The 12,480-nt window shown below is 61.6% G+C and carries 9 protein-coding genes and 6 pseudogenes; 7 read left to right on the top strand and 8 right to left on the bottom strand.

Annotated features, from left to right (window positions below):
- Window positions 1-664: 664 nt before the first annotated feature.
- The 3 genes and pseudogenes from ABIB80_RS36545 to ku form a co-directional block, all read right to left on the bottom strand.
- Window positions 665-940: pseudogene (locus ABIB80_RS36545) on the bottom strand (Y-family DNA polymerase); the annotation flags it as partial.
- A complete protein-coding gene (locus tag ABIB80_RS36540) occupies window positions 882-1,163 on the bottom strand; it encodes an NUDIX domain-containing protein (RefSeq protein WP_502918770.1) in 282 nt (93 codons plus the stop codon). The pseudogene ABIB80_RS36545 and the gene ABIB80_RS36540, both read right to left, overlap by 59 nt.
- A 97-nt stretch (window positions 1,164-1,260) precedes the next feature.
- Window positions 1,261-2,189: pseudogene (gene ku / locus ABIB80_RS36535) on the bottom strand (non-homologous end joining protein Ku).
- Between the two features lie 145 nt (window positions 2,190-2,334).
- Between ku and ABIB80_RS36530 the strand changes: the two are divergent.
- The 6 genes and pseudogenes from ABIB80_RS36530 (at window position 2,335) to ABIB80_RS36505 (ending at window position 6,043) form a co-directional block, all read left to right on the top strand.
- Window positions 2,335-2,730: a hypothetical protein gene (locus tag ABIB80_RS36530; protein ID WP_354129310.1), complete on the top strand. Its 396-nt coding sequence runs from the start codon at window positions 2,335-2,337 to the stop codon at window positions 2,728-2,730.
- A 44-nt stretch (window positions 2,731-2,774) separates the two neighbouring features.
- Entirely contained in the window at window positions 2,775-3,224 is a 450-nt protein-coding gene (locus ABIB80_RS36525; protein WP_354129309.1) for a hypothetical protein, read from the top strand.
- An 82-nt stretch (window positions 3,225-3,306) separates the two neighbouring features.
- Window positions 3,307-4,335, top strand: coding sequence for an IS110 family RNA-guided transposase (locus tag ABIB80_RS36520; protein WP_354129308.1), 1,029 nt, complete (start codon window positions 3,307-3,309; stop codon window positions 4,333-4,335).
- A gap of 263 nt (window positions 4,336-4,598) precedes the next feature.
- A pseudogene (locus tag ABIB80_RS36515) lies at window positions 4,599-5,325 on the top strand (SOS response-associated peptidase).
- 2 nt (window positions 5,326-5,327) lie between these two features.
- A pseudogene (locus tag ABIB80_RS36510) lies at window positions 5,328-5,750 on the top strand (Y-family DNA polymerase); the annotation flags it as partial.
- Window positions 5,751-5,830: 80 nt separating this feature from the next.
- On the top strand, window positions 5,831-6,043 hold the full coding sequence (locus tag ABIB80_RS36505) for a hypothetical protein (protein ID WP_354129343.1): 213 nt from the start codon (window positions 5,831-5,833) through the stop codon (window positions 6,041-6,043).
- Here the strand turns inward: ABIB80_RS36505 and ABIB80_RS36500 are convergent.
- From ABIB80_RS36500 to ABIB80_RS39520, 5 genes and pseudogenes are all read right to left on the bottom strand, one after another.
- Window positions 6,043-6,240 (bottom strand): annotated as a pseudogene (locus ABIB80_RS36500) (hypothetical protein); the annotation flags it as partial. The gene ABIB80_RS36505 and the pseudogene ABIB80_RS36500 overlap by 1 nt on opposite strands.
- A gap of 374 nt (window positions 6,241-6,614) precedes the next feature.
- Window positions 6,615-8,489, bottom strand: a complete 1,875-nt coding sequence (locus ABIB80_RS36495) for an alpha-amylase family glycosyl hydrolase (RefSeq protein WP_354129307.1) — start codon at window positions 8,487-8,489, stop codon at window positions 6,615-6,617.
- Entirely contained in the window at window positions 8,486-10,954 is a 2,469-nt protein-coding gene (locus tag ABIB80_RS36490) for a 3-keto-alpha-glucoside-1,2-lyase-like domain-containing protein (RefSeq protein WP_354129306.1), read from the bottom strand. The genes ABIB80_RS36495 and ABIB80_RS36490 overlap by 4 nt, the downstream gene beginning before the upstream one ends.
- 175 nt (window positions 10,955-11,129) lie before the next feature.
- Window positions 11,130-11,531, bottom strand: coding sequence for a GlcG/HbpS family heme-binding protein (locus ABIB80_RS36485; RefSeq protein WP_473365923.1), 402 nt, complete (start codon window positions 11,529-11,531; stop codon window positions 11,130-11,132).
- Window positions 11,532-11,568: 37 nt separating this feature from the next.
- Window positions 11,569-11,787, bottom strand: coding sequence for a hypothetical protein (locus ABIB80_RS39520; protein WP_502918768.1), 219 nt, complete (start codon window positions 11,785-11,787; stop codon window positions 11,569-11,571).
- A gap of 93 nt (window positions 11,788-11,880) precedes the next feature.
- Between ABIB80_RS39520 and ABIB80_RS36470 the strand changes: the two are divergent.
- Window positions 11,881-12,240: pseudogene (locus tag ABIB80_RS36470) on the top strand (cupin domain-containing protein); the annotation flags it as partial.
- Window positions 12,241-12,480 lie beyond the last annotated feature (240 nt).

Below are 12,480 nucleotides of genomic sequence, written 5' to 3'. Positions count from 1 at the left end.
CCGATACGCGATGCGATCAAAGACACCAACGAGTTGCGCAGGGCGCGCCTCTCGGATCGAGCTTCGTTCGGAGTAAATGTCCGCCAATGGGACGGACCGGTTGCTTCTCCCGCGAGGATAGTCTGCAGGGACGACCCTGCGGCATTCGGTGAAGTAGCCCATGGACACCACCACTCAGCTGCTAGCCTCGATCGGAATCGATTCGCGAAGGAAGTCTTCCACGTTGTTGGTCATGCCCTCGTTCGATGCAAACTGGGAGGGCTTGCTAAAGGTGATGTTTCGAGACTTCGCTTCAAGCTTGCGCGAGGCGCTCTCAGACCGCACCTGTCCTGCTAAACGCTGCCGGGAAGGCACTTGAGCCCATAAGAAATCCCGCCGTGAAGCGGCCGCTCGCCGCGCGCTTGACTGACGCGATTATCGAGCACGAAAAACGGTCGTGACCTTTAATGTGCACGAAATCCTGACCGACCTCCTTGTCTTGGCGTCAATCAACCCAGCTAAGACTGAGGATAAGCCGAACGGACATTCGCCACGCGCAGGAACGGGAAGGGCGCCCGACACCTATCGTGCCCAACTCAGAGCGCGCTCGTGTAGCGTCGACATATCGCTTGGAAGTGCAAGTCGTTGCGAAGGGATGCTCGACCGTCTCGCATGGCGTCGGACTGGCCTTGGCGAAACTGGTCTGCATAAATTCGAGCGACTGATTGCGCATGCCCCGTGTAGAAACCCAGTGCATTCACATCTTGGCGCTGGTCGCAGGCCCGATGCCGTGAAATCTGCCGACGGGCAAGGCTTCGACGAACGCCGGCCCCATATCTGGCGAGATGACGTACTGTCCGTTCGGCTTGCGGTGATCGGAGGCGAGCTTTGCGAGAAACTTGTTATAGGAGATGCCGGCTGAAGCGTTGAGGCCGGTTACCTCCTTGATGTTCGCACGGATCTCCCCCAGCGCCCGGAGTGGACCAATCGAAGCACTCGGGCCGAGTTTCCGCAAACTCGCGCCGCGCGACCTGCTCCGGAGCATCCGCGGCATCAATTTCGCCCTTCGGAATGGACCAGGCGCCGTTATCCTTTGTGCGCCAGAACGGACCGCCGGGATGAACGAGCAGAACCTCGAGCCCGCGAGCGCCCTTGCGGTAGGCGAGAATGCCCGCACTCAACATTGATCTCCTGGAAGTTTTTTTCAGCGCAGCCATATCGCTCCCTGCCGCGGACGACGAAGTAACGGCCGTCTAGCGTCACTGGATGCTTAACGACAAGTTAGGCTGACTTCCGCTGCGGTCTGGCCGCTGGCCTCTTCGCGGCCTCCTTCGCCGGTTGCTTGCCGGCAATCGGCATCAGCATTTCCTTCTGCCCGGCTGTTGCTTTGCGCGCCTTCTTGGCTGGCTTCTTCGGCGCCTCTCTCGTTGCCGCCGCGTCTCGTCCGATGCTCTTGCGCAGCGCATCCATCAGGTCCACCACGTTCTCGCCGCGGGGACGCGCTTTCGCGGTGATGGGGTTACCGGCGCGCTTCTGGTTGATGAGATCGATGAGGGCGGTTTCGTACTGGTCTTCGAACTTGTCCGGCTCGAAGTGTCCCGCCTTCTGATTGACGATGTGCTTGGCGAGGTCGAGCATGTCCTTGGTGACTTTGACGTCCTGGACATCGTCGAAATACTCATCCGCGGAGCGGACCTCATAGGGATAGCGCAGCAGGGTCCCCATCAGCCCCTTGTCGAGCGGCTCCAGCGCGATGATGTGTTCGCGATTGGTCAGGACCACCCGACCGATCGCGACCTTGTTCATTTCCCGGATCGTTTCGCGAATGACGGCAAAAGCGTCATGGCCAACCTTGCCGTCAGAGCGCAGATAATAAGGACGGATGAGATATCTCGGATCGATCTCGCTGCGGTCAACGAACTCGTCGATCTCGATGGTTCGCGTCGACTCCAGCGCGACGTTCTCAAGCTCCTCCTTCGTCAGCTCGATGAAGGTGTCGGTGTCGACCTTATATCCCTTGACGATGTCCTCGTTGTCGACCTCCTCGCCGGTGTGGCGTCGACCTTGGCATACTTGATCCGATGGCCGGTCTTTCGGTTCAGCTGATTGAACGAGACCTTTTCGGATTCGGAGGTGGCGGGATAGAGCGCGACCGGACAGGTGACGAGGGAAAGACGCAGGAAGCCTTTCCAGTTCGCGCGGGGGGCCATGGCGGGGAACTCCGATACTGATGCCGGATTCAAGACGAACGGCCCGGCTTGGTTCCGACATCGCGGCCCGTCCACCAGGATGATTTTTTCTCGCCGCGCGGTTGAGTGGACTCGACTTTTGTTCTCTTTATGTTCTAATTCCGGCATGACTGATCGACCCGCAAGCTGGCGCATGCCGACCCCAAAGCAGATGGAAAAACTGGCTGCTGAGGCCGCTCGCAGGCCGGCTTCCCCCGCCGCGGCTCCAGATGCCCCCCTCCCGGCCGAATATTGGGAATCGGTCCTCAAAGAGCCTCGCGCCGACGCGACCGGAGCCCAGATGCGGCAGCGGCGTCTTTCCGAGATTCAGCGCCACGTGCTGCGCATCTCCTGCCGTCGTTGCGAGCGGACCGTGGAAATCCAGACCGCCGACGCAGTCCGATTGTATGGCGGCAACGCGGTCTGGAAGGACGTCGCGCAACGGCTGCTCGACAACACCTGCCAGCAGCGCACTGGCAGACATGAAGAGGACGGGTGCTGGCCGGCGTTCGAGACGCCGTAGCCCGCTCCGGATCGCCAATCCGATCTTTTCGCGTCTGGATGTGGATGGCCCCGAAGTATCACCCTACGCTGCTGTCGGGCGGCGACCGCAAGGCTCTGGCGAAGGAGCTTGGCAAGGCGAGGGCAATGGCCAACATTCTGGCTACCCAATCGGCGGAGACGCGGGCGAAGGGGGAAGCGCTCATCCAGCGGGCGGACAGGCTGCTATGCGAGAGTTGGAACGAACGCATGTGGTCAGACGGAGAGCCGATTGATCCGTCCCCGACGATCGACCAGGCCGTGAATGGAGGCTTCCCTTGGCTGGAGATCCAGTGCGCGCGCTGCAAGACGCCGAGCGATGTTGACCTCGCGGCGATGAAGCATCCGCCGACCACCTTCGTGCACGATCTCGGCAGCCGGCTGCGCTGCCGCAAATGCGCGAAGGCGGGCCGGCGTCCTTCCGCGACTCTACTACAACTAGCTTGGCAGCCGCGCCACCCTCGGACCGAAGCCTGACCAATGTGCTGGTGTGGACGGCCTCTCATCCCCACGGTTCTATGGCGCTGTCAGCGTCACAGCTAGATGAGAGGAAAGTCTGATGAATCTTCCTGTTCGCATCGGTATGGACACTTCCAAGTCGGTTTTCCAGCTTCATGGTGTTGATGAGAACGAGGTGGTGGTGGTCCGCCGCCAGTTCCGGCGAGCCGAGATGATCCGCTACTTCGAGCGGCTTCCACCGGTTCTCGTCGCCATCGAGTCCTGCGGCAGCTCGCATCATTGGGCGCGCCTGCTGCAGTCGTTCGGTCACGAGGTGAAGCTGATCCCACCTCAGTACGTGAAGGCTTACGTGAAGCGGGGCAAGAACGACGCGGCCGATGCCGAAGCGCTGTGCGAGGCGGTCACCCGGCCGAGTATGCGGTTTGTACCGGTCAAATCGAAGGAACGCCAAGCGGCCTGCATGTTAATGACTGTGCGGGAACGCCTGGTCAGCGTGAAGTCGCAGCTTTCCAATGCTTTCAGGAGCTATGCGGCTGAGTTTGGCATCGGCGGCCCCGCCGGTCGGCAGAATGTCGCGCAACTTATCAAGCGGGTGCTCGAGGATGATAGCTTACCGGAAATGGCAAAGGATCTCTTCCGACTCCAAGCAGAGGAATATGCCACGGTCGAAGCCCGCCTGGCAAAGATCGAAGCCAAGCTAATGAGGTGGCACCGCGACGATGATGTCAGCAGGCGGATCGCGACGATTCCCGGCGTCGGTCCGATTGGGTCGTCCATGCTAAGCATGAAGGCGCCGCCGCCGGAGACGTTCAGGTCAGGCCGCGACTTTGCCGCTTGGCTCGGACTGACACCCAAGGATCATTCGACGGGCGGCCGGCAAAGATATGGCGGAATCACAAAGGCCGGAGACTCAATGCTCCGATCGACGTTGATTGTCGGCGCGACCGCGCTGCTAAGGCACATTCGAAAGGGCCGTCATAAGCCCACACCCTGGCTTGCATCGCTACTGGAGCGAAAGCCGCCGAAATTGGTGGCGGTGGCCTTGGCCAACAAGTTCGCCCGTATCGCTTGGCGATTGATGATATCGGGCGGAGTATACAACCGACCGGTAGCCGCCATGCCCGTCTGATCTGAAATCGGCACCGCGAGCGAGTTGCTCGGCGGATAGCCCACGAACTTGCAGGACGCAGTAGATGGAAGGACCGATCGGTCGATACGCGCGAGCTTCCGTAGATTACACTGGCATCATCAAGGTCGCCTATGTGCTTGGAGCGTGCGTAGCGAACACCATCTTGGCCAGCGGACTTTGTCCGAGCAAACAGGCCGGACATCTGATAGCAAGCGATCAGGTCAAAAGTCTGCTACCATCCTGACAAGTGGGGGGCCGTCCACATCTGCAATCTCTACTCGATCACGACCAATCAAGCCGCGATTACCGCGTTGTTCCGCGTCGTGAACCGATACGTTGGCAATCTGGCGCCGATGCCGGGCGTGTTTCCCGATTACAAGGCACCGATCGTGCGCAACGGGGCCGCGGGCCGCGAACTCGCCACGGCGCGCTGGGGAATGCCGTCGTCGTCAAAAGCGCTGATGGACGCCACGAAGAAACGAGCCGAGAAGCTGCAGGCCAAGGGCAAGGCCGTCGATTTCAAGGAGCTGCTACGGATGGAGCCGGACGGCGGCACGACGAACATCCGCAACGTGAAGAGCAAGCACTGGACGAGATGGCTGGGAGCCGAAAACCGCTGCGTGGTGCCGTTCAACTCCTTTAGTGAATTCAACAAGGCTGAGGGCGGTGATATCTGGTTCGCGCTCGACGAGACCCGTCCCCTCGCCTGCTTCGCCGGCATCTGGACCAACTGGACGTCCGTCCGGAAGGTCAAGGAAGGTGAGACGACCAACGACCTCTACGCGTTCCTCACGACCGAGCCGAACGGCGAGGTCGGCGCCATCCACCCCCAAGGCGATGCCGGTGATCCTGACGACGCCAGACGAAGTCGAGACCTGGATGACAGCCCCTCGGGACGAGGCCCTGAAGCTTCAGCGGCCGCTGCCGGATGAGGCACTCCGGATTGTCGCCCGCGGCGTCAAGGAAGATACGGTCGGGCTAGCGACCTGACCATCGAGGACGAGGACGACCAGGCGGCTTCCCCGGGCCGCCAACGCAAGATCATCCACATCGGACATGGACGCCTTCTATGCGTCCGTCGAGCAGCGCGACAATCCAGATCTCCACGGCAAGCCCGTCGCGGTCGGAGGATCCCGCGAGCGCGGCGTCGTGGCGGCAGCCAGCTATGAAGCCAGGAAGTTCGGGGTGCGCTCGGCCATGCCGTCCGTCACGGCAAAACGGCAATGCCCCGATCTGATCTGTCAAGCCGCGCTTCGAGGTGTACAAGGCAGTCTCGCAGCAGATCCGCGAGATCTTCGCCGAGCATACGCTGATTATCGAGCCGCTGTCGCTGGACGAGGCTTACCTTGACGTGAACGGAAAATCTGCAGGGCATTCCGTTGGCGCGGGATGTCGCGTTGGCGATCCGACAGCGAGGAGGGAAGCGCGTTAGCGCATTCGCCGGAGAAGGCCATTTTGACCCGGCGACGCTGACCAGCAATACCTTCGATATCGAATGGCCGAGCGTGAACGCCGTCAGCAGGCGGTCGACAAGGCGCAAGCTGCATTGGACAAGGCCGAGCAAGAGCACGCGAAGCGGGTAGCTGATATCCAGGCAGAGCTTGAGGCTCTCGAGAAGAGATCGCAGGCCGAAAAAGCCCGCTCGGATAAGGAGAAGGAGCGATTGGGAGCCGCGCTGCGGCGCGCGGGGTTGGTCAAGGGTCCTTAGTCGGTGGCACCCACGCGCAGCGCCATCAACCTGCATTGGCTCGGTCCGCTCCGCCCATTCGCGTCCACCCGTTTGAGATCCTCCATGACGGCGAAGCCATCCGGATAGCTCACCAGGATCTTGAGGACCGTCACCTGAAAGTTCACGCCCCCTCCGGATCGATCAGCGCCACATCGTGGGTGCACGGGACGAGGCATCGCGGCCGACCCGCCTAAGCCCCTCCAGTGAGACCTCGCCTCTGGTAGCAGCTTCCAGAATGTTCGTTGCGACGTGGGTACGTGCTCCGATGCCGCGGTGCGAGACGCCTTCACATACTTGGTCGGGGACCGCGCGCACTAGCGCGGTGGTTGCCGTGTCGAACATGAGGTGCCCCCATCAAGGGAAAGCCCATCCTAGCCCGGTTCTTCTGGCTTGGGAGTCACGCATGTTAGATTTTTTTGCGCGGCAGGCGTGCCGATGTCGTTCTTTCAGAGACTCTGTACGTTGTCTCGTACGGTCTCAGATCAGTGTCGCTGAGACCGCATTGATGGGACGTCGATTTGCCATGCGCCGAGCGCGGGTGGTCCCATGCCTACGTCAGCGTCCAGATCCGTCCATAATGCGATGGGACATTCAGCCCCACTTGCCGAAGCGAAAGCACGTTCCTCAGGTCGAGAGCGCCGCCATGCAGCTCTTCGACGTAGTCTCCGGCCATTGGAAACCAGAACGGGACGGTCCGGTCAGTGTCTCCAAAATTCACGGCGATCAAGGTGTAGCGACCGCCGTCGTAGCGGGCGAACAGAAGCACTCCGAACTGCTGATACCGGTCCCAGTCATTGAAGAAGAAGTACGTGCCCTGACGAATGTGGTCGCGCTGCCGCCGGATCCGCAGCAGCTTGCGGACCAGGCTCACAATCGGCCGGCCGGACCCGTCGTAGAAAAAATCCCAGCGCATCGGCCGCAGGAGCGAGACGCGGCCCATTCCGAAATCGGGCAGAAAATAGTTTTCGGCGAATTCCTCGCCTTGCCAGAGCATCGGAATCCCCTTGCTCAGCAGCAGACCGATCAAATAGGGCTGCAGCATGTACCAGCGCGCCCGGTCACCCTCGGCGAACAGCGGATTGCCGGCTTCGTCGGGATTGGAGGTGCCGAAATTGCAGAGGAACCGTTCGTGATCGTGGTTCTCGATGTACTGAAGCGCGCTCTTGGGGACGTCGTCGCTATTGACGGTCTCCCGGTCGGGGTAGCCGAAGAGACCAAGCTGCAGACCCAGGTCGGCGAGCCGGCCGCGGTCCCCCTGCGCTACGGCGCGTGCCGCGCCATAGGTGCCGTTCTGCCACGTGCAGTTGGAATACGTCGAGCGCAGGACGTCCTCCGGAGCTTCGAGCTGTTCGGCCATCTGCACGAGCGACAGCGGCTTGCCGGCGCCTGCGTCGAAGCGGCTCCAGTACGGGCGACCCGCCGCGATGTTCGCCTTGGTCAGCTGGTGCGTTTCATAGACCAGGCTCGCATAACCCACGCCCATCGGCCCGTCCCAGTAGTTCGGGACACAGTCGTAGCGGAAGCCATCGACGTGGTAGACCTCGAGCCAATGGTTACTGGCCGTATAGAAGTAGTCGCGCGTGATTTCTCGATTGAAATCCGTGCTCTTGCCGAAATTGCTGAAATAGTCCTTGGCAAACGGCCCCATGAATGGATTGTCGCGGTACTGCAGCCGCGTGTAGGCGTCGTAGTAAGGAAAATCCACGCCCGTATGGCCATAGACGACGTCCACGATCACCGCGATCCCGTGTTGGTGGCATATGTCGACCAGCTGCTGGAAATCCGATCGCTTGCCGAAGCGCTCATCGACACCAAAATAGCCGATTGGGAGATAGCCCCAATCGACCGAGTTGCCGACGTTAGACAGCGGCATGATCTCGATGGCGTTGATCCCGAGGTCGGCGAGGTAGGCCACGAACCCGCGGGCGCGGTCGAAATTGTTGCCGAACTCCGCGATGTTCACCTCATAGAGGATCAGGTCTGCCAGCGCCGGTGTTCGCCATTGCGTCTCGCCGGCGCTCCAGAGGTAGGGCTGATAGCCCAGGGTGAAGGCGGATTGCTTGCCGACACCGAACTCGCGCGCAAAGGGATCCATTATCCAGTCGAGCGTTCCGACGTTCGGGTTGGTGATGGTGTAGCGGTAGACATAGCGACCCGGACTGCCCCAGGCCGAGCCCGGCACTGCGGGCGGCGTCCCGGCGAGGGGGACCGTGACCGACCAGAAGTCGCCATACGGAGCACGAACGCTGTGCGCGAGTGCAAACTCCCGGGCCGGCATCTCTTGCAGGAACTGGTCCGCCTCATGGATGATCTTCACCGTGACGACGTTGCCGTCGGCCGCCGACAACCAGGGCATCCAGAGTCCGAACGTCACCGTGCCGTTGGTTTCCACGGCGCCCAACGATCCGAGTGGCATCAGGTTCATGCCACAAGACCCTCCAACGACTTCCACTGAATGCTGCGAAAGAGCACGCGACCCGTATGCGTCTGCAGGCCGATGAAGCGCGGGTCCTGCGCAGTAGACGGCAGCCCGCGGCGCGGCGACTGCGGGTCGCCCGCGAAATGGAAAATGTTCACCGTCTGCCCGTTCAGCGCGACGGTGATGTCGGCACCATCGACGGTGATCTCATAGCTGTTCCATTCTCCGACCGGATGGACCGTCAGCGGACCATCGGTCGGCCCCTTGAAGGAGTAGACCGCACCCGTCCTGTGGATGGGCGCATTGTCAGGCCGGGCCAGTTCGTCGATCTGAATCTCGAAGCCAAAGTTGACGCCGACATATGCAGTGTTGTCGTAGCCTTCGTTTCGAGGGTCCGGAAAGCCGACGAAGACGCCCGAATTGTCGTCCGGCGCCGTCATCATCCATTGCAGCCGCAAAACGTAGCGAGGCGGGGTCGGGCGCTTCAGCCAGAGCAGCCCCAGGTCGGTCCCCGTTCGCGCCTCGAGAACGCCGCGCCGTACCCGGAACGAGCCAGGGTCGTCCCGACCGGGCTGGTTGCTGATCGTCGACATTGTCCAGTCCCCCAGAGAGGTGCCATCGAACAGCGTCTCGAAACCCGCCTCGGCGACGAAGGCTGGAGGCGTCATGATCCGGTCGCCGGTGCGGCGCGATAGCGCTATCCCGGTCAGCATCGGGTTGGGCGAACCGATGCTCGGGAATAGCGCCGGGCCGGCCGCATACAGGTTTTCGGTGTGATGGAAGCGTCCGTTGCCGTCGGTGACGCTCGCGGTCGGGTCGGTGCCCATCCAAAGAGTTCCGGCTTCATGATGGGTCGTCCCGAGCCCGTCCTGGTTGCTCTGGAGCACCTGCATGGGCTGACCGTTGGCGAAGGCGGCGGCGACCTTCTGCATCGCCGCATCCATGGCGGCCCAGAGATCCCGATCGCGCTGCGTCGGCGTCAGCGCAACCGATGCGCGACGAACACCGTACTCGTCGGTCCGCGAGCTCAGATCAACGCGGCTTGGATGAGCCGCAGGATTGGCCGGATCGGCGGGCTCCATCTCTCCGAGCCCTCTGATCGCAATTGCGACATGCGTATCGGTCGAGGTCTTCAGCTGATCGAAGAAGTCGACGTCGGGCACCTTGCGGTAGAGCTCGTCCTCGGCGCCGATGGTGTTGGCGCCGCCGCTCGCGGAGATCTGAAGGTGGAAGTGGCCGATCAGATCACCATTCGGGCGCGTGGCCCGCCCCTTCACGAACAGGGCCGCGGTCTGCAGCTCGTTCACCACCGCGGAAAGCCCGGAAATCGCCGACCGCGGCACGCGGATGACGAGGTTCGAGCGAAGGTGCGCGATCAGGTTCTTGCCGATGAGCGGCAGGGTCGGAAGTCCGGTGGCATCGAACGATGCGAGAACCAGCCGCGCGTTCTCGATCGTGCCGAGCGACATGACGACCACACCACCCGGTGCCAAATCTATCGGACCTCGGCTGGTGTCGATGCCCGAGATGCGCCAAGTCCCTGCTGAGGTAGGAACGCTGCGCAGCGTGAGCACATGCGTGTCGGGCAGCACCATGAATTCCTTGAGGGCATCGCTGCCGTTGGAGTCGCTCGCCGCGGTCCGAGCAGCCTTCATCAGCAGCGGAACGACGCTGAACTTGTTCAGGGGAAAGAACCCCGCATGTGGCGGGCGCGCCTGCACAGCAAGCGGCGCTTCCAGCTTCAGCAGGTTCAGCAGGTCGTTTTGCGAAAGCCCGCCGCTCGACGACAGACCGAGCAACTGTGCGGGGTCGGCGCCGGGCATCAGCAGCGGCGAGGGTGGGAGCGCGTCGAGCGTAATCGCCCCGGGCACGCTGGACAAATTGTCGAAGAGCTGGCGACGAAGCGCGTTTTGCAGTTCGCCGAAAATGAAGTCATTCGCCTCGTCGACACCGATCTGCCGCGAACTCTCATCGAAATAGCGGCCGTTCAGATCGGCTACGGTATTTGCCGGCCAACCCGACATCTCCTCGTCCAGCAGACGAGGCGACCAACCGCCCCAATAGAGTGATCGGCCTCCGAGCGTATACGCCAGTCCCTTGAAGGGAATGGTCGACTTCCAAGGAATGCCCCAAACCTCGTTGCGTGGCGGCTCCGGCTGCGGCAGGTTTTCGTTCAGAAAGAACGGATTGGCCGGATCGCCAAACCCCTGGATCCCCGTGTTCTGGACGTGCTCAGGAACGGTGAACAGCCCGGCGTCTACGACCAAGGTCCGTAATCCGCCGCCACTCTGCTTCTGACGAAACCACAGATGCTCGGCGATAGCCGAGCCGAACGTACCGCCTCCCACAATGATGAAATCGAACGGACGCCCGCCTGCGGATTTCCACGCATCAACCTCCGCTAGGTTGTTGCAGAGGTAGCGGCCCTGGATGTCTTTGGTGAACGAGGTCGTCTCGGTAGTGATCGCCATTGCCCGCCTCCTGGTGCAATCCTCGAACTCGCTTTCCTGTTAGGGCACGATCTTCTTCAACCTTAAATGAGCTAGTTCACAGATTGCTCTTACTTTCAGCGCCGCAGCGAGAGGGGCCTCGCTGGGCGGCATCGGTCGAGTTCCATCTTCGTACTGGAGCCGCTCCCCGCTCAGGTCAGAACTCCAGCCTGTCGCCAATCGCGTCGATGCCATCCCTCGCGCATGCTTCGTCGGCGTCGCCACCCGGAGCTCCGGAGACACCTACTGCTGCGACCAGCGAACGGGTCGCTTCGACCACTAGTCCTCCCCCTATGATGACTACTCCAGGAAGGTGGCGAATGCCCGCCTGCATCATGCCGGGTTGACTGATCGCATTGAGCTCAGTCGTGCTGGTCCTGAACGACGCGGCCGTCCAAGCCTTTCCTGCCGCCGTTGGCGGCGTGTGAGGACCTGCAAAGCGATCACGCAGCATCACTTGCGTCACGCCGAAACGATCGACCACGGCGACTGCGACTTGGAATCGCTCCAGACCTCCACGCGCGAGACCTGTCGTTGCCTCTCGGCGCGGACGAAGGATTCGGTGTAGGAGACCCGCAACGGGATGTCTTGGGTGGTCATTGGTCTATTCCTTTTCGCATCGATCTTGATTTGCAATTGTCGGGTCGATGTCGGCGGACGACAATCAAGGCCCCGGCTTGCGAGCACCGCATCGTCCTTCCAAATCTCAGGCTCTCACCGAGGCCGACTGCGCACCCTTGCCTGCGTCCCCAATTCGGCAATAAGCGGTCGCCCGTGTGCCCCGGCGAGGCGCGGGTCATGATGGCCAGCGTCATTGTGCCGATCGCGCCAACCGCCAAGGCATGGAGAGCTGGAACTAATGCACAGTTACGATAAGCTGTTTCACCATCTCCAGTTTTCGAGGTCCAATGTCTGAAGTGGACTGGCTTAGCCATCTCCTCCAAATCGTGACCGTTACCGGCCAGCTCGAAGTCCGTTGCGCGTACGGCGCGCCATGGCGTGTTACCTGGGCCAGGGCAGCGCCGAATGAGATCCCCTATCACGTTATTGTCGGGAGCCGGGCCATTCTCGAGGATCCGGAGTCGAGAACAGCGTGGGAGCTAGTGAACGGGGATATCGTGCTGCTCCCTCATGGTGCTGCGCATGTGCTGCACGACGGCAGCGGCCAAACGCCGGTCCGTACTCACGAGAGCCGGGGCTCTGCCGGATGGATGTTGAGCGAGAACGATGGGCGGGGTGAGCAACTGGATCTGCTGTGCGGACGGTTTGTCGCCTTCCGAGTATGACCTTGGAGGTTACAAGACTCATTATTATTATGGTGCCTGGGAGCGGACATGAAGTAGCGCGCGTTGTGCGGGTCCGTGAATGTGATCGGCGCAACCATGGGAGCGCCTCCGGAAAACGCCAATCCGTCCGGACGCGACGAAGGCGTCGGCGGCACTCAGAGGATAAGATCGTGTTGGAAGGGTAGCTGTACGCCCTGGCCACCAGCCTCCTGCTCGTCGAAA

This window comes from Bradyrhizobium sp. i1.15.2 (assembly GCF_040548425.1).
GTDB lineage: Bacteria > Pseudomonadota > Alphaproteobacteria > Rhizobiales > Xanthobacteraceae > Bradyrhizobium > Bradyrhizobium canariense.
This window is presented reverse-complemented; position numbering and strand designations above follow the sequence as displayed.